At 51.7% G+C, this 18,077-nt stretch carries 17 protein-coding genes; 9 read left to right on the top strand and 8 right to left on the bottom strand.

Annotated features, from left to right (window positions below; all coding sequences use genetic code 11):
- Positions 1–664 (top strand): FAD-binding oxidoreductase (locus ABYP33_RS00440; RefSeq protein ID WP_373087015.1); only part of this gene is annotated, 664 nt, incomplete at its 5' end.
- 6 nt (positions 665–670) lie between these two features.
- On the opposite strand, the gene ABYP33_RS00445 is transcribed toward ABYP33_RS00440, so the two are convergent.
- The 4 genes from ABYP33_RS00445 to ABYP33_RS00460 form a co-directional block, all read right to left on the bottom strand.
- The gene (locus tag ABYP33_RS00445) at positions 671–1,120 is read right to left on the bottom strand and encodes a gamma-glutamylcyclotransferase family protein (protein ID WP_373087017.1); all 450 of its coding nucleotides are present in this window, start codon (positions 1,118–1,120) and stop codon (positions 671–673) included.
- Positions 1,121–1,195: 75 nt separating this feature from the next.
- Positions 1,196–3,358, bottom strand: a complete 2,163-nt coding sequence (locus tag ABYP33_RS00450) for a 3-hydroxyacyl-CoA dehydrogenase NAD-binding domain-containing protein (protein ID WP_373087019.1) — start codon at positions 3,356–3,358, stop codon at positions 1,196–1,198.
- 78 nt (positions 3,359–3,436) lie between these two features.
- Entirely contained in the window at positions 3,437–4,636 is a 1,200-nt protein-coding gene (locus tag ABYP33_RS00455) for an acetyl-CoA C-acetyltransferase (protein WP_373087021.1), read from the bottom strand.
- A 167-nt stretch (positions 4,637–4,803) separates the two neighbouring features.
- Positions 4,804–5,859 (bottom strand): AraC family transcriptional regulator, encoded by a 1,056-nt coding sequence (locus ABYP33_RS00460; protein WP_373087023.1) that lies wholly within the window; start codon positions 5,857–5,859, stop codon positions 4,804–4,806.
- Positions 5,860–5,980: 121 nt separating this feature from the next.
- On the opposite strand from ABYP33_RS00460, the gene ABYP33_RS00465 reads away from it, so the two are divergent.
- The gene (locus tag ABYP33_RS00465) at positions 5,981–6,604 is read left to right on the top strand and encodes a hypothetical protein (RefSeq protein WP_373087026.1); all 624 of its coding nucleotides are present in this window, start codon (positions 5,981–5,983) and stop codon (positions 6,602–6,604) included.
- Between the two features lie 17 nt (positions 6,605–6,621).
- Here the strand turns inward: ABYP33_RS00465 and ABYP33_RS00470 are convergent, their stop codons facing one another.
- Positions 6,622–8,010 (bottom strand): ATP-binding protein, encoded by a 1,389-nt coding sequence (locus ABYP33_RS00470; protein WP_373087028.1) that lies wholly within the window; start codon positions 8,008–8,010, stop codon positions 6,622–6,624.
- Positions 7,997–8,674, bottom strand: coding sequence for a winged helix-turn-helix domain-containing protein (locus ABYP33_RS00475; RefSeq protein ID WP_373087031.1), 678 nt, complete (start codon positions 8,672–8,674; stop codon positions 7,997–7,999). The genes ABYP33_RS00470 and ABYP33_RS00475 overlap by 14 nt, the downstream gene beginning before the upstream one ends.
- Positions 8,675–8,847: 173 nt before the next feature.
- Between ABYP33_RS00475 and ABYP33_RS00480 the strand changes: the two genes are divergently transcribed.
- Positions 8,848–9,336 (top strand): hypothetical protein, encoded by a 489-nt coding sequence (locus tag ABYP33_RS00480; RefSeq protein ID WP_373087033.1) that lies wholly within the window; start codon positions 8,848–8,850, stop codon positions 9,334–9,336.
- 58 nt (positions 9,337–9,394) lie between these two features.
- Positions 9,395–9,898: an RDD family protein gene (locus ABYP33_RS00485; RefSeq protein WP_373087035.1), complete on the top strand. Its 504-nt coding sequence runs from the start codon at positions 9,395–9,397 to the stop codon at positions 9,896–9,898.
- Here ABYP33_RS00485 and lptG read toward each other — a convergent pair.
- The gene (gene lptG, locus ABYP33_RS00490; RefSeq protein WP_373087037.1) at positions 9,882–10,943 is read right to left on the bottom strand and encodes an LPS export ABC transporter permease LptG; all 1,062 of its coding nucleotides are present in this window, start codon (positions 10,941–10,943) and stop codon (positions 9,882–9,884) included. The genes ABYP33_RS00485 and lptG overlap by 17 nt on opposite strands.
- Positions 10,936–12,048 carry an LPS export ABC transporter permease LptF gene (gene lptF / locus ABYP33_RS00495; protein ID WP_373087039.1) on the bottom strand — a complete coding sequence of 371 codons (1,113 nt, stop codon included), beginning with the start codon at positions 12,046–12,048 and terminating at the stop codon, positions 10,936–10,938. Before lptF ends, lptG begins: the two co-directional genes overlap by 8 nt.
- A 212-nt stretch (positions 12,049–12,260) precedes the next feature.
- Here lptF and ABYP33_RS00500 point away from each other — a divergent pair, with 212 nt between their 5' ends.
- From ABYP33_RS00500 to ABYP33_RS00520, 5 genes are all read left to right on the top strand, one after another.
- Positions 12,261–13,739, top strand: a complete 1,479-nt coding sequence (locus ABYP33_RS00500) for a leucyl aminopeptidase (RefSeq protein ID WP_373087042.1) — start codon at positions 12,261–12,263, stop codon at positions 13,737–13,739.
- Between the two features lie 3 nt (positions 13,740–13,742).
- The gene (locus ABYP33_RS00505; protein ID WP_373087045.1) at positions 13,743–14,165 is read left to right on the top strand and encodes a DNA polymerase III subunit chi; all 423 of its coding nucleotides are present in this window, start codon (positions 13,743–13,745) and stop codon (positions 14,163–14,165) included.
- Between the two features lie 11 nt (positions 14,166–14,176).
- Positions 14,177–14,554: a hypothetical protein gene (locus ABYP33_RS00510; protein WP_373087048.1), complete on the top strand. Its 378-nt coding sequence runs from the start codon at positions 14,177–14,179 to the stop codon at positions 14,552–14,554.
- A 156-nt stretch (positions 14,555–14,710) separates the two neighbouring features.
- Positions 14,711–17,578 (top strand): valine--tRNA ligase, encoded by a 2,868-nt coding sequence (locus ABYP33_RS00515; protein ID WP_373087050.1) that lies wholly within the window; start codon positions 14,711–14,713, stop codon positions 17,576–17,578.
- 287 nt (positions 17,579–17,865) lie between these two features.
- Positions 17,866–18,075, top strand: coding sequence for a cold-shock protein (locus tag ABYP33_RS00520; protein ID WP_373087052.1), 210 nt, complete (start codon positions 17,866–17,868; stop codon positions 18,073–18,075).
- Positions 18,076–18,077 lie beyond the last annotated feature (2 nt).

The raw sequence follows: 18,077 nt of genomic DNA on the forward strand, positions 1-18,077 counted from the left end.
CGAAAAAATGCAGCTAAATCCAAAAATACTGCGTCTTCGCCTGCACTGCCGTTTGCGTTGGCGGGCTGGGCAATATATTACCCTCTGGCTAAACGACAACACCGCCCGCTGCTATTCTATTGCCAGTGTTGCCAGCCTCGAAGATTTCATTGAACTCCATATTCGAATATATCCAAATGGCGCAGTGAGCCCGCAGTTATTGAATACCGAGAGCGGCGACGAGCTTTTGATTCAAGGCCCTTACGGCGAATGTGTATACGACAACCAGCAAAGCCACCAAAGCATATTATTGATTGCCGCAGGCACCGGGCTTGCCCCCTTGTTCGGCGTTGCTAAGGATGCATTAAATCACGACCATCAAAGCCCTATTCACTTGCTGTTCGCCGTACAGCAGGCCAGCGATTACTACATGCTCAATGCCTTACAACAGCTGCAGGCAGACCATCCTCAGTTCAGTTATTCACTCGCCAGTGCCGATGGCCCACTGCATGAGACTTGGCTGCAACAATTACAGAAAAATTTTACCGAGCTGCGCGGCCGCCGGGTTTATATTTGCGGCGGCAATGACTTTGTAAGCCAAGCCAAACGGCAATGCTTTATGCAGGGTGCGACGAGACGGGATATCATTTGCGAGGAATTTATCAATTTTAGCGCGGCAAGCTAATGGCCTTCATTCGAAACTCGGTAAGTGTTGGAAGCCGAGATAGGCGCTCTCAAACTTTGCTTTCCCTACATTTAGGAAATGCTCAAAACTCCACGGCCAATCGGCTACTAAATGTTGGTAGTCTGCTCGAAAGACATAGGTTTGCGCCCTAATTTGGCGCCCATCCAACAGCGCTACAACAAGCTCGCAACGCTGATAGTAATCCCCTTCGAATACATCTAAACGGCGTTGGGCCTCATCGGAGATATTGCGATAAAGCTGGCCCTGAGTTTCCGCCCCGGCCTCAGCAATCAGCGCGGGATAGTCTTCACCCAGCACGGCGTAGCGGCGGTAATTCCCCAGTAGCGCCGACTCTGACAATGGCTTTACACCACTTACTTTCGCCATAATATCCGCGCACATTAAACTTCCGTAGGTGAAAACATTGACCATGGTCGCCTCGACTTGATTTAGCAAAATGCCACGCAAATCTTAAGCAAAAGCCCCATCAAAACCAATAACAACTCGGATTAACGGGGCATCTCAGCGTACCTACAGGAAAAGCTTGTTGTCGTTGGCACGGTCTAATAACAATTTGGGAACCGCAAAATCACTGCCGTATTTCGCCTCCAACTCTTGCGCCCGTGTTACAAACTCGCGCAATCCGTAGGCATTAATCGCCTGGAAGACGCCACCGGTTTGCGCGGGGAAGCCAATTCCCATTATTGAGCCGATATTGCCGTCGCCGACATTCTCAATAACGCTCTCTTCCATTGCCCGCACTGCTTCTAGCGACTGGCAAAAAGTAAGGCGGGCCTTGATATCCTCGTAGGGGATTTCTTTATAGCCATTTGGCGCAAACGCGTCTTTTAAGCCCGGCCATAAATGTTTTTGACCGCCCTCAGGGTAGGCGTAATAACCACCGCCATGCACCTTGCCGCGCCGACCGAAATCATTAACCATTCGGTCTAACACTCGTGAAACAGCATTGTCTTCCCAAACCTTACCTTGGGCCTCAACATCGGCTTTTGCTTGTTTACCGTTCTTATATGCTGATTCCTGGCTAATTTCGTCTATGGCACCTAGTGGCCCAATCGGTGAGCCATTGTCACGGGCCGCAGACTCAATTAATACCGGGTTAATTCCCTCCTCCAGCATGATACCGCCCTGAGAGATGGTCGTAGCGATAACACGAGTTGTGAAGAAGCCTGCCGCGTCGTTTACCACAATCGGTGTTTTACCCAGCTGCTGCGCCAAATCAAAGGCCTTGGCCAGCGCCTCATCTGAGGTGAGCTTGCCGCGAATAATTTCTACCAGCGGCATTTTTTCGGCCGGCGAAAAGAAATGCATGCCGATAAAGTTCGCAGGCCGCACACTGGCCTCCGCGAGTTTACTAATCGGTAAAGCCGAGGTGTTAGTCGCAAACACACTGCTGGATTCAATCACCGCTTCGGTATCTTTCGTCACTGCTGCTTTTACTTTGCGGTCCTCAAAAACGGCTTCAATAACCATATCGCAGTCACTGAGGTCGGCGTAATCGGCACTGGCTTTAATTAACGCCATGCACTCAGCCTTTTTACTTTCAGTAACCTTACCCTTCGCAATCCCTTTGGTGAAAAAGGCGTCGGCGTAACCCTTGCCGCGATCTGCATTTTCTTGACTGATGTCTTTCAGTACAACACTAATTCCTTTTTGCGCAGCGATAGTCGCGATACCCGCACCCATTTGGCCTGCGCCAATAATGCCAAGTTTTTTACAAACAAAACGCTCAGCAACTGCTGGCCGACTGGCGCCCTTGTTCAAGGCTTCCATTTGCACAAAAAACGCCGTCATCATATTCCGCGCAGTTTGGTCCAGCAGCAGGCTTAAAAAATAGCGGCCTTCAATTTTTTGCGCGGTATCAAAATCAACTCTCGCGGCATCCACCACACAGGCAAATATCGCGTTCTGCGCGGGCATTAAATTCTTAGTCTGCACCATGACATTGGCGGGGCCAAAAAAGTTTAAACCCTGATTCGCCGGTTCATCTGGGCCGCCGCCAGGAATCTGATATGCATCTTGGTCCCAGACCTGCTTCGCATCTGGATTCGCCTTAATCCAAGCTTTAGCCTTAGCGTGCATATCGGCTTCGTCGCTCGCCAATTCGTGGAGCAAGCCTTTTTCAAGGGCTTGAGCCGCTTTAAGGCGTTTACCCTGGCTGATTAGACCAATCGCTTCTTGCATACCCAGTAAGTAAGTCATGCGCACCACACCACCCGCACCCGGCATTAAGCCGATCATGGATTCGGGCAAGCCAACTTGCACACCATTAATCGCCACGCGATGGTGGCAGGCTAGCGCAATCTCAAAACCACCGCCCAAGGCTGGCCCATTCAGACCAACGGCGACAGGAACTCCAAGGGTTTCCAAAGTACGCAACGGCGCCTTTGTCGCCATTATTCCCTCGTACATTTCGGTTTTCTTCGCTTCGCTGGCCTTTAAATCCATCTCCAGCATTTCTTTAATATCGCCACCAGCAAAAAACTGGCCGGGCTTGTCGCTGCGCACATAAACACCCTTTACGCCACCCGCCTCAACCATGGTCTGCAATTCAGTCACCGCCACGCGCATCGCTTCGTCGTAGTCCCGGCCCATAGTGTTAACCGATTTACCGGGCTGATCGAAAATTAGTTCAACAATGCCGTCACTGTCTTTTGCTAAACGAATATATCCCATTAACTTAATCTCTTTTCCCGTGAAGAACTGCCAGCGCTATCGTGCTCGCAGCCTTGCAAATACAATGGTCAGCGCGCTTTACACGCGCTCAATAATAGTTGCGATACCAATCCCGCCACCGGCACAAAGGGTAACCACGCCGCGCTTAAGATTGCGGCGCTCAAGCTCATCGAGTAGCGTGCCAAGAATCATCGCCCCCGTTGCGCCAATTGGATGCCCCATGGCGATGGCACCGCCATTCACATTGATTTTCTCGTCGGGAATACCCAACACACGCTGGTAGCGCAGCACCACGGAGGCAAAGGCTTCGTTTAATTCAAACAGATCGATATCATCAACCGTGAGACCGGCTTTTTGCAGCGCTTTTTGGGTCGCTGGCGCGGGGCCGTTTAACATTACCGTGGGCTCAGTGCCCACCAGCGCACAACTGAGAATACGCGCGCGGGGCTGAAGGTTTTGCTCCTTGCCTGCGCGTTCACTGCCCACGAGAACCAAGCCCGCACCGTCGACAATCCCCGACGAATTTCCAGGTGTATGCACGCACTCGATATTTTCCAACTGCGGGTATTTAAGCCTTGCGACCCCGCCGTGACCATAGTCATTAAACATCTGGAACGCGGGCTTTAGTTTGGCCAATGCCGCCATTGAGGTATCGGCCCGAATAAACTCATCGTGATCCAGAATCGTCACGCCGTTAAAATCTTTTACTGGGATAAGCGATTTAAAATAACCCTGCTCGCGAGCATGGGTAGCGCGCTGCTGCGACATCACCGCATAGCGGTCAACATCGTCACGGCTAAAGCCATTCATGGTTGCGATCAAATCCGCGCCCAAACCCTGGGAAATGAAATAGCTTTTCATCGCCACCCAGGGGTCGCCAGTCGCACCACCGCTGGCACCAATGCCGAGACGAGACATAGACTCAACCCCGCCCGCCGCCACTAAATCTTCGTAGCCAGCGGCAACCTTCGCCGCCGCGAGGTTCACTGCATCTAAACCGCCCGCACAGTAGCGATGTAACTGCGCGCCGGTGGCGCTGTCGTCCCAGCTGGAATAAACCAACGCCGCTTTGGCGATATTCTGACCCTGTTCTTTTACGGGTTCACCACAGGCCAAGATCAAGTCTTCCACCTTGCTGGTGTCCAGATCATGGCGAGACTTGAGGGTTTCGAGAAGGTTGGTCACCAGATCAATGGGTTTTACTTCATAAAGCGCGCCGCCGCGCTTACCTTTGCCGCGCGGGGTGCGAATCGCATCATAAATAAATGCTTCTGCCATGGTTTGTCCTACCGAACTGAGAGTGAATTCACGGTGACACTGCTGTGCACACGGTGGCCACAATGTACTGGGCACTCAGCTAGAGACAATGACATTTTCGGTCAAAGCACTGGCAGATATTTTAAAAATATTTAAATATCAGCACGTTATAAGTTACAGACCAAAAACTAACTGTGGCTTTCACGCTCATTTACGCGGTATTCACCTGGGGTCATCGCCGTCCACTTTTTAAAACAGCGATGAAATGCAGAGGGATCGGTAAAGCCCATTAGTGCCGCTACGGCGTTAATGGAAAGCTCAGAGTTACCGAGATAAGCCATCGCAGCATCGCGGCGACATTCATCCTTTAGTTGCTGGAAGGTGGTGCCCTCCTTCTTCAAGCGTCGGCGCAGCGTCGGCGCAGACATATTAAGTGCCGCCGTAATACGCTCAAAACTCGGCAAGCCCTGGGAAAAGTCATGGCCAATCATGGCTCGCACCCGCGCCACTAAACTGCCATCGTCACGGCTGCCACTCATTACCATCAATGGATACGGCGCTGCCCGCAAAAAATCTTTCAGCGTGCGTTCATTGTGTACCAAGGGATAGCTCAAATAACGTGTATCAAAAACAAACTCATCCCGTAACTGACCGTAGTAAACCGGACAGCCAAATAATTGCTGATATTTCGCGACTCTGGCTTTACCCACCGGCGCCTGACCGGCAAAACGCACTTCTTTCAACTCGATATTGCTGCCCACTAACCAACAGAAAAAGCGGTGCCAGATCGATAAGCCGTAAATGTCGGCGACATCCACCTGCAAGCCAGCAAAGCCTTTTTTAACACTGCCGTAGCCCACAATGGCATTGTCTTTACGGGTATCAAGGTAGATTTGCGCATCGGCATCGTAAAAAGTACGGAAAAAATCGCAGGCGCGCTTAATGGCATTGCCCAAGTTTTCACAGCAGATCAGGCAGTAACACATCATTCGGAAGGCGCCAGGAGTCAGGTTTTTACCCAGCATTAAGCCAAAGGCTTCGTCTTGTAGCAAACTCATGACTTGCTGATAGAGCTTGCTGTATTGCATCGCGGAAATCGTCGTCTGATACCCTGGCGAACGCTTGCTTAACGGATTGAAGGCGATACCGGCAATATTAAGAATACTGTGGTGTTCATAACCGCGCTCCGCCGCTAAATTCAGTAACGAACAAGCGAAGCGCGTTGGCACTGCCTCAAGATCCATTATTCAATGCCCTTATCCTGATTGCCAAAAAAAGCCGCACTCACTGTAACACCCCAGTATAATCTCTGCTAAGTTGAATAAAACCGTACCACAACCGGAAATTGCCTAGGTAATCCACCCCATGACTGCACAGCGTTTTGACCTCATTCTCACCGGAGAACTCGCACCGGGCCACCCGCGTGATATCGCGTTACAGCAGCTGGCAAGCTTGTTTAAACGCCCCGTCGATCAGGTCGAAAAATTACTTGCGGGCAAACCCAATCGCATTCGCAAAGACCTCGACGCCAACGAAATTAAACGCTACCAGCAAGTTTTTGCCAAAATTGGGCTTATCGCTGTCGCCAAGCCCTGCAATACACCAGGCCAAGTAAAGTCCCCAATACCGGCAACGACGCCCGACTCTAGCTTGAGTTTAAGCCCCGAGGGCACCCCGGTTTTACGCGATGACGAACGCCCAGCGAGCACTGCCTTAGCCCCCGACACCAGCCACCTAAGCCTGGCACAAAGCGGCGAAACCCTCGGCGATCAGCACGCTCTCCCCCCTCTCCCGCAGCCAGACACGGAGCACATCAGTCTCGGCGCGACCGGCGACGATCTTCTGCCCCCCAAACCACCCGAGCTTGAAATTGACCTCGACACGCTAACTGCCGACCTTAGCCTCAGTGAAGCCGGTACGCAATTATTGCCCGACAAGCCCGACGTAACACATAAAGTACCCGATACCAGTCACCTAAAACTCAAGTAACGTGCTTATAAATTTTATTAACTAAGCTGCTCTGGCCGGGGGAAACGCAGGATAATCCGCAGCCCCGGTTTATTATCTTTAAGATCTATATAACCGTCGTGCAATTTCACTACCGCTTGCACTAAACTTAGGCCTAGGCCATTGCCGGGGTGCCGACTGCGACTGTGTTCAACCCGGAAAAAACGCTGAAATACTTTCTCACGCTCTTCTTCGGGAATACCAATACCGCTGTCGGCAACGTCGATACGCAAAACATTTTTCTCGACAGCTAAATTCACCTGCACCTTGCCGCCTTCAGGGGTGTATTTAATGGCATTATCCACCAAGTTTGCCACGGCTTGAAACAACAAATTGCGATCACCGTGAAAACTTCCAACCTTCGCTAACCCAGTATGAAATACCTGATTTTTCTCTGCCGACAAGGGCTCATACAATTCGATAACATCCGACACCAGCGTGCACAAATCAACACTGGCAAAGCCTGAGCGCCGATTACCCGACTCCACTTGCGCAATTCGCAATAAGGCACTGAAAGTTCCCAGCAAGCCATCCGCTTCCTCAATCAGCGCTTCAACTTCTTCGCGATTACCTGGGTCTGCGCAATTCTCATGCAAGCTACTTAATTTATTTCGCAAGCGCGTTAGCGGCGTGCGTAAATCGTGGGCAATATTATCGGAAACTTGCTGGACCCCGGTCATTAATGCCTCGATTCGATCCAGCATTTGATTGACGTTTTCCGATAAACGCAGAAAATCACCAGTACTGCTATGAATATCAATCCGCTCGGTGAGATCACCGGTCATAATACGACGCAGGGTAATATTAATGCGGTCAATCCGTTGTAAACTCAGTGCGGCGACAATGGTGCCGCCAATGGTACCGAGCAAAATCGTGGCGACCATGCTGCGGGTCAAGGCACCGGCAACCAGCTTGGTGCTGTTCAGCACATCGGCATAGTGCCTTGCCACCAACACATGCTCACCACCGGGCAATTGCTTTGACCTGGCAATAAATTCGGTGCCGACGGAGTCGGCATCATCGAGCATGGATTCAAAGTTGAAGCCTAGCCAACCGTCCCGGTATTCCTTACTCTCGGGCCACTGATTGAGGTTGCCCGCAATTTTATTGAGATGTTCATCGCCAACAAAATAAAAAAACCGAATCAAGCGGTCGGGGCCACTGTGTATTCTTACAAAGTTCTCAACCGCCTGTTCACCACCGTCTTGATAAGCCTGGCTTAAGGAGCCTAGCTCCTCGGTAACCGAGTGATGTACTTCGGCAAAAAAGTCGTAGGCAATAAAGGCGTAGATAAGCGCCAAAACCATAAAAACGGCCAGACTCAGCCACGCCACATAACTGACCAAAAACCGAAAGGTAAAGCTGGTAAATATTTTACTGAGAATCATCCAACATATATCCAGCACCGCGCACGGTATTCAACAGAGGCTTGTCAAAACCTTTGTCAATTTTCTGACGCAGGCGGCTGACATGAACATCAATGACATTGGTCTGGGGGTCAAAATGGTAGTCCCATACGTTTTCTAGCAGCATGGTGCGCGTCACCACCTGACCAGCATGACGCATTAAATACTCTAGCAACTTGTATTCCCGAGGCTGTAAATTAAAGGCCTGCCCAGCGCGGGAGACCTTATGCGCCAACAAATCCATCTCTAAGTCGGCAACTTTAAGCCGCGTTACCGCCGACCCAGCCTCCTGTCTGCGCAGCATAACTTCAATGCGCGCCAATAATTCAGCGAAGGCAAAAGGCTTGACCAAATAGTCGTCTCCGCCTGCTTTTAAGCCTTTAACTCGATCGTCAACCTCACCGAGGGCGCTTAAGATTAACGCTGGGGTGCTGTCATTGGCTGCGCGCAAGGTTTGAATAATGGTTAAGCCATCAACATAGGGCAGCATTCGGTCGACAATCAGCGCGTCATACTGCTCGGTGGTCGCCTGAACTAGGCCGGTTTTGCCATCGGCGGCATGCTCAACCTGATAGCCGCTCTCGCGTAGGCCCTTCACTATGTACTCAGCCACACTGGCGTCATCTTCTATCAATAAAACCCGCATCTAGCTTACTTCCTTTCCCATTTTATTATTTATCTGTACCCACTAAGCCTCGCCCCTAGGCCTATTGCGACAAGACCCCAGCCAGCAAGGTAGATCTACTTATTCACCCACAGTATGCGGGCGAGTATGCTTTATTCCAACAGTTACAAAACTGGCAATGGAGACTAACAGCAATGAATAATATAAAAAATGGCTGCCAGACGATTAAATACCGCTTAACCCTATGCAAACAGCTTGCCCTGATTACACTTGCCGTAAGTTCTGGCAATTGCCTATCTCAGCACTGGGGCGCGCCGACGCCAAATGATATAACACTTCCCCACGATCAGAAACTCGGATACCAACCTACTCTCCGCTTTTGCGTTGAACGCAACAAGGATACCGGCAATTTTCAGGCATTTAATGCCAATCAAGCGCGATTTAATCAAGTTTGGATGGACCAAGACAACGCCAAGCAGGGCAGCGATGCCATTCATACCCTCGTAAAAATGGGCTTTAAGCGTTTATACAAATCATTTCATGAGCGCAGCAGAGGCGCCAAACGATTCCTACCAAACGAGGAAGGCAGTATTGCCGCACCTAGCTTCAGCCAGTACAAAACTGATTATATTGTGCACCTGCGCAGTGACTCCGTAACCCTCGGCGTTGCCATGGCCTTTTAGCAGGCAAGCCAAGCTTGCTCTGCTACAATACGGCGGTTTCTCACTTGGACTGCCTAGAATGACTGCCGAACTCTCCGCTCCAGGCGTATTTCGCCGCCTCGCCGCCATTGTCTATGACTGCTTTCTGCTGTTTGCGGTGTTATTTGTCGCGACCTTGATCCCTGCCTTGCTTCTTAGCCCAGACATAATGGCAAATGACGCCGCCAATGATAGCGTGGTGCACGAACTTAACTCCCCACTTGGCGGCGGCTTATACCGCGCTTATCTCTTGAGTTTCATTATTGTGTTCTATGGCTGGTTTTGGCGAAAGAATGGCCAAACACTCGGCATGCAAGCTTGGCGAATTAAATTAGAGAGCGCTGATGGCGGCAAGCCCAGCTGGGGGCAATGCCTAATTCGGCTTTGTGTTGCCGTACCCGCATTAGGCCTAGCGGGGCTCGGATACTGGTGGATTTGGCTAGACCGCGACAGCTTAGCCTGGCACGACCGCGCATCTAAAACCCGTCTACGCTCACTCCCTAAAGGCGGGAAAAATAAACCGGTGGCTAAGCCCGCCGAGTAAGCATATACGTACCCGCCAAAAAGCACACAGCAATTGGCAGCAAACTGGCGTAAATGGGGTCGAAGCCATACACCATACTGGACGGTCCCAAAATATCTTGCGCGGTGCGAAATACAATGCCGACCATTACCCCAACAAAGACCCGAAAGCCCATCGTAACATTGCGTAAGGGACCAAAAATAAAGGAGATGGCGACCAATACCATGCCCATGATTGTTAGCGGCTGAAGCAACTTATTCCAAAACGCCAACTCATAATCACCGGCATTCAAACCCTGCTTCTTCAAGTAGCTCGCATAGCGCCACAAGCCACTAATCGATAAATCTTGAGGATCTAGAACCAAAATATTCAGCAATTCAGGCGACAAGCCGGAGTCCCATTCCAATTGACTAAAATGCCGCTGTTGCGCGCCCTTATCACTGAATTTAACGACCTTAGCGTCTTCTAGTGTCCAGTGGCCATCAATGAAATAGGCTCGTTCAGCAAAGGTGTTTTGCTCAAGACGGCGGGCATCGTCAAAACTAAAAATACTCACACCAAACAACACGCCATTGGGCTGCACCGCGTTAAAGTGCATAAATTGCTGCCCTTCGCGATGCCACATGCCGTGCCGAGAATGCATGCTCGCTGTTTTTTGCAGCGCTACCGCGCGCTGACTTTCAGCGATTTGCTGAGACGCTGGTGCCACGAACTCCGCCACACCTAGGCCCAATAGTGTCAGCAAAATAGTAGGTTTAAGCACCGCCAATACCAACTGCCAGGTAGACACCCCAGCCGAGCGCATGACAATCAACTCACTGCTGCTGGCCAAGGTACCCAAACCAGACAGGCAACCAACGAGCGCAGCAAACGGCAGGTAATCATAAAAGCTCCCCGGCGAGATCATGACTACGTATTTCAATACAGAGATAAAGGTGTAATCTCCGCGAATCTCCTTTAGCCCGTCTACCAGCTCAGACAAAAGATCAAGGCCAACGATCACCAGCAATACCAGTATAATAGCCCCAGCTACCGTGCGCCCAATATAACGGTTGAGTTTACGCACGCCGACGCCTCCAGCTCAGCACCCAGTGACGGTGCATACTATCGCGGTAAAGTAATAACAAACCCAAGACCAAAAATGCGCTGTGTACTGCCCACATACCGGGGAAAACCGGCCATTGGCCCTTGGCAATGGCGTCACGCACCGCGTTGAGACAAACCAAATACACCATATAAATTATAAAAGCAGGAAACATTTTACCAAAGCGACCGCGGCGATGATCAGTTTTACTTAAGGACACCGCGATCAACGCGGCAATAGGCACCAGCAAGCCCAGTGAAACTCGCCATTGTATTGCCGCAATATCTTCCAGTGCCGGTGAACCCCAGAGCACCGACGTGTCCTTACCGTCTAACTCTTGGCGATAGGTCTTTTCTTCAGGGTCACGGATTAATTGATCGAGACGACTAAAGCTGGTCACCTGGTAGTCCATATCGCCAGACTGGCCAACATAGCGAACACCGCTATCTAACACCAAATAGCGCTGGGCAGTGGTGTCGTCGACTTGGAAGCGCCCCTGTGCCGCCGTTACTAGCGACACCAACGGCCTGCCCCCTGCCTGCACCGGTTCTGGCTGCGCAATGAACACACCGGACATGGTCTGGTTATCGCGATTGGCCTGCTCGATGTAAGTCACCCTACCCGTTGCCTTGTCGAGTCGAAAGCGTCCTTCTACCGCCGCCTTAACGCCGATTTCAGACTGGCTATCTGCCAGTAAATCGACATAGGCCTGAATGCCAGAGGGTGTCAAAATCAGACTAATATACGCGACGATAGCGGCGGTGAATGCAGCGGGAATCATGGTGTAAATCAACAGGCGGCGACGGCTCATGCCGCAGGCGCTCATCACGGTCATTTCGCTGTCGACGTATAAACGACCGTAAGAGAGCAAAATACCGATAAACAGGCCCAAGGGAAGTACCACTTCTAAAAAATTTGGTAAACGGTAGAGCATGACTAATAAAAGTACATCGGGGGCAAAGTCACCTGAGGCTACTTGACCGAGGTACTTCACAAAACGTCCGCTCATAATAATAACCAGCAAGGTCAGCGTCACGGCAAACACCGTCTTCAGCATTTCGCTGGCAAGGTATCTAAATAATATCAAACAGCCATATCTCCACCACCGTTACCGTCAGTTTACCGCTAATCGCACAAAGCGCGCCCTGTCTTTGTCGCTAAGTATTTCACGCGCAGATGATACCCTTTACACTAAGCCCAGAACACTGCCTTTACACTGTACGGTTGCCAATACCCATAACCGGCCCATAATAATGGCATGCATTTTCAACAATCTGCCCACAGTCTGCGAGAGTATCCATGCAAATTAGCCTTAAGCCCTGTAAAGATCTTACTACCGTCAACACCGATTGCCTGATCCTTATCACCGATGCAGCACTTAGTTCAGAGCTGGCACAGGCGGCGGACTCAGCCAGCGGCGGCGTGATCAGTCACATGCTAAAACGCGGCGACTTCAAGGCAAAGCTTGCAGAAACCCTGTATCTGCCAAACATCACCGGCCTTAAAGCACGGCGCTTATTAGTTGTCGGCAAAGGTGAGAGCGAGCTCAGTGACAGTGATTTCGACAAGATCGTTCAAGCGACGTTTAGCGCCCCGGCGGCAGCGGGTTGCAAAGATAGCTGCTACTTACTCGACAATGTCAGCGTTACCGATCGTAAACCTGGCTGGCAGTATCAGCGCATAGCTCAATTATTAGTCAACTCAAGCTACCGTTACACCGCAACTGTCAGCAAGCCAAAACCGGCGCCATCAATTCGTCGCGTGACGCTGCAAGGCGCAAACACCGCGCCCAACCGCCAAGCCATTCAAGTTGGCAGCAGCATTGGTAAGGGCATTAATACTGCCTGCGAACTCGGCGACCTGCCCGGCAATATCTGCACTCCAGAATACATTGCCAGTGAAGCCCGCAGTCTCGGCAATAAATTTGAGTCCGTTACTATAAGCGTACTCGACGAAAAGAAAATGAAGCAACTCGGCATGGGCGCCCTCCTGTCGGTCAGCGCGGGCAGCGACCAAGCCGCCCGCTTGATTGTCATTGAATACAAGGGCGGCAAAAAAAACGCGCAACCCCATGTATTGGTGGGCAAAGGCGTGACCTTTGATACCGGCGGTATCAGTTTGAAGCCCGGCGCCAAAATGGATGAAATGAAATACGATATGTGTGGCGCCGCAAGTGTCGTCGGCACCATGGCAGCCATCGCCAGTATGGACTTAAAACTCAATGTGATCGGCGTTGTTGCCGCGGCCGAAAACATGCCCAGCGGCGGCGCGACCAAACCAGGTGACGTCGTCACCAGTATGTCGGGGCAAACCATTGAAATACTCAATACTGACGCAGAAGGCCGCTTAGTCCTGTGCGACGCATTGACCTATGTTGAGCGTTTCAAGCCGGCCTCGGTTATTGATATCGCTACCTTGACCGGCGCCTGTGTCGTCGCCTTGGGCAAACACGCCGCCGGCTTGTACAGCAACCAAGACAGCTTCGCCCAAGAACTACTAGAACAAGGGCGACTCGCCCAAGATCGCGCGTGGCACATGCCTCTCTGGGATGATTATCAAAACCAGCTCGACAGTAACTTTGCCGATATGGCCAATATTGGTGGCCCCGAAGCGGGCAGTGTCACCGCCGCGTGCTTTCTGTCGCGCTTCACCAAGGCTTACCGCTGGGCTCACCTCGATATCGCGGGTGCTGCATGGCTTGGCGGCGCAACTAAAGGCGCAACAGGTCGCCCGGTGAGTTTGCTGTGTCACTATTTAATGAGCAAAGTCGGCAGCTAAGCCATGACCAAGGTCGACTTTTACATCCTAAACCAAGGAACCGCTGCAGCGGCAATGCTCTATGCCTGCCGTTTAGCGGAAAAAGCCTATCGAAGTGGTCACGAGGTGTATATACACTGCGACGACAGCGCCGCCGCCGACACCCTCAATCAGCAATTATGGGGGTTTCGCGACGAGAGCTTTGTTCCCCACAGCTGCCACCCCGCTGACAATAATCCAGTGTTAGTGGGCTGCGGTGATTATGCGGGGGATCACTGCGATGTATTGATTAATACCGCGCAGGAAACACCGGCATTTTTCAGCCGCTTTCAGCGCCTCGCTGAGATTGTTAGCAAGGACGAGGCAAGCTTGCAGGCATCGCGACAGCGCTATAGCTTTTACAAAAATCGTGGCTACCCGCTACATTCTCACACTATTGACGGCTAACAAAGATCACTATGGCACAGGATAAAGCGCCCCTACTCGGGGAATTAGAGGCATTGCAAGCAGTGCTACTCGATACAGCAGGCATTGATCCCGCCACTATCCCTCTGTTAGACGACATCATCGAAAGCGCACCACCTCAGCCGCACGGCATACAATCAGAGGAAACCCGCTTTAGCGATGCTGGGGTAGAATACACGACATCGCCATCAAGCCAGCTCATGGACGTGACTCACCAGCAAAGCGACGACGACTTTGCGCGCGAACTGTTTATCCAAGACCTGATCGACTCCATGATGCCGGGGATCGAGTCCGAGCTGCGCAAGCGTCTACTCAATCTCGATCAGGAGATTCTTGAGCGCTGGTATCACCAAGCCCAAGCTAATCGCTAAACTCGGTCGACAATCCCGACCACAGCTTTGGCCAGCAGGCTTAAAACTCAGTATACTTGCTCTCTTTTTAATCACCGCACTCAGTTATTCGGCCATGTTGGTTTTAGCGTGGCAGACGCGGCATCATTTATCGCTACAGCAGACAATAGAGACACAATGGACAAGACATTTCAGCCCGCCGACATCGAAACCAAGTGGTACCAAAACTGGGAAGAAAGCGGTTATTTTTTGCCGCAGGGTAAAGGCGACGCCTACAGCATCATGATTCCGCCGCCAAATGTCACCGGCAGTCTGCACATGGGCCACGCCTTCCAAGACTCCATCATGGACGCCCTCACCCGCTACCACCGCATGCAGGGTAAAAACACGCTCTGGCAAGTGGGTACCGACCACGCAGGTATCGCCACCCAAATGCTGGTTGAGCGCAAACTTGCCGCCGAAACCGGCCAAACTCGCCACGACTTGGGTCGCGACGCTTTTTTAGACAAGGTTTGGGAATGGAAGGAAGAGTCTGGCGGCACCATCACTCGCCAGCTTCGCCGCCTCGGTGCCTCGGTAGATTGGAATCATGAACGCTTCACCATGGACGACGGTTTTTACAAAGCCGTACAAGAAGTTTTTGTTCGCCTCTACGACGACAAACTGATTTATCGCGGCAAACGTCTCGTTAACTGGGACCCCAAACTGCACACCGCCATCTCTGACCTTGAAGTCGAAAACACCGACGAAAAAGGCTTTATGTGGCACTTCCGCTACCCACTTGCCGACGGTGCCACCACTAGCGACGGCAAGAATTATTTAGTCGTTGCCACCACTCGCCCCGAAACCATGCTGGGTGACACCGCTGTGGCGGTGAACCCAAAAGATGAGCGCTACGCCTCACTGATCGGCAAATTTATCGCCCTGCCACTGGTCGGCCGTCAAATTCCCATTGTCGCCGACGACTACGTCGACCGCGAATTCGGTACTGGCTGCGTTAAAATCACCCCAGCCCATGACTTTAATGACTACGCCGTAGGTCAGCGCCACAAACTGCCAATGATTAATATTCTCGACCAAGACGCCGCGGTTCGCACTGAGGCCGAGATATTCAATAGCGATAGCTCAGAGAATACCGACCTCGATAAAGCCCTGCCCGCTAGCTACGCCGGTTTAGACCGCTACGCCGCGCGCAAAGTAATAGTTTCTGATTTAGACAGCGCAGGGCTGCTTGAAAAAGTCGACGACCACGCCCTCAAAGTGCCCCGTGGCGACCGGTCGGGGCTGGTCATTGAACCGATGCTCACCGACCAGTGGTTTGTTGCCACTGCAGCACTGGCCAAACCCGCTATTGAAGCGGTAGAAGACGGTCGTATCGAGTTTGTGCCCAAGCAATACGAGAATATGTACTTCAGCTGGATGCGCGACATTCAAGACTGGTGTATCTCGCGGCAACTGTGGTGGGGCCATCGCATTCCCGCGTGGTACGACAGCGAAGGCAATATTTATGTTGCCCGCAACGAAACCGAGGCCAGAGAAAAATATCAGCTGACCGACAGTCTTGAACTCAAGCAAGACGATGACGTGCTGGACACTTGGTTCAGCTCCGCACTGTGGACCTTCGGCACCCTCGGCTGGCCGGAGCAAACCGAGCGCCTAAAGACCTTCCACCCCACCGATGTCTTGGTTACCGGCTTCGACATTATTTTCTTCTGGGTGGCGCGCATGATCATGATGACCATGCACTTTAATAAAAACGGAAACGGCGAGGCCCAAGTGCCCTTCAAAACCGTTTACGTCACCGGCCTGATCCGTGACGAGCAGGGCCAGAAAATGTCCAAGTCTAAGGGCAACGTCTTAGACCCACTGGACATGATTGATGGCATTGAACTCGACGCCCTGCTCGACAAGCGCTGTGGCAATATGATGCAACCCCAGCTCGCCGATAAAATCGCCAAGGCCACCCGCAACACCTTCCCCGACGGTATCGGCGCCCACGGCACCGACGCCCTGCGTTTCACCCTATTTTCGCTGGCATCAACCGGCCGCGACATAAACTGGGATATGAAACGCCTCGAAGGTTACCGCAATTTCTGCAATAAAATTTGGAATGCCGCCCGCTACGTGCTGATGAACACCGAAGAGCAGGACTGCGGCATTAATGGCGAGGCCGTTGAACTCAGCTTGGCAGATCGCTGGATCATTTCCCGGCTACAGCAAACGGAATTGGTCGTTGCCGACGCCATGACCGCCTACCGTCTGGACCACGCCTCACAAGCCATTTACGAATTCATTTGGAATGAGTACTGCGATTGGTATCTCGAACTGTCCAAACCGGTACTGTGGGACGACAACGCCAGCGTAGAAGCCAAGCGCGGCACCCGCCGCACCTTGATTCGGGTTTTAGAAGCCACGCTGCGTATGACTCACCCCTTTATGCCCTTTATTACTGAGGAAATTTGGCAGCGAGTTGCCCCCATTGCGGGTATTGCGTTGAAGACTGGCGGCGACACAATTATGCTGCAGGACTACCCCATTGCCGCCAATGATGAAATTGACAGCGAGGCGATTGCCGATGCCGAGTGGCTAAAAAGTGTGATTCTGGCCATCCGCAATATTCGTGGCGAAATGAACGTGCCGCCGAGCAAAACCCTTAGCTTGCTGCTTAGAAATGGCAACGACGAGGATTTACGCCGCCTCAATGGCAATCGTCAAGCGCTGAGTAAACTCGCTAAGCTGGGCAACATCCAGTGGCTAACCACCAGCGACAATGTACCGATGTCGGCAACGCAGCTGGTTGGCAGCATGGAAGTGTTGGTGCCAATGTCCGGCCTGATTGATAAAGTGGCTGAAATTGCCCGTCTCGAAAAAGAGATTCAAAAGCTCGACAAAGATATTCAACGCATCCAAGGCAAACTCAGTAACGCAGGCTTCTTAGACAAAGCGCCTGCCGATGTTGTTACCAAAGAGCAGGAAAAACTCGCCGTCCAACAAGCCGCGCAGCACACCCTGTCAGAGCAAATAACAAGCATCCAAGCACTCTAAAAAGCTCGCTAACCCTGCTATAAACGCCGCAGCCGTAGACAATTACGCTGAAGCGGCTATAGTAGGGTTTAACACTGGCCCGATACCCCGCCGTATAGTGATGTTTGCACGTAATTGCCAAGCGCCGCATTTTCCAGCGCACTCTTTCCCTCGCAGTACCTGCAACGCCCCTGTTTTCCCTCAGCATTCAGCACAATTTCAGCTCGCCACGGGCCGCACACAGGTATTAGCCATCGAATTTCTTATTACTTTATTCCCTGCAATGAACATAACTGCGAGGTACAACAATGAGTGAACGCGTTTCAGGCACGGTTAAGTGGTTTAATAACACCAAGGGCTTTGGCTTTATTAGCCATCATGAAGGAAGCGATGTTTTTGTGCACTTCAGATCGATTCGTGGCGAAGGTTATCGCACTTTAGATGAAGGCCAAGCCGTGGAGTTTAATTTAATTAGTGGGCCCAAAGGCTTGCAGGCCGAAGATGTAACCAAGGTCTGAGC

Origin of the sequence: Zhongshania sp. (assembly GCF_041584495.1) — a bacterium.
Taxonomy (GTDB): domain Bacteria; phylum Pseudomonadota; class Gammaproteobacteria; order Pseudomonadales; family Spongiibacteraceae; genus Spongiibacter.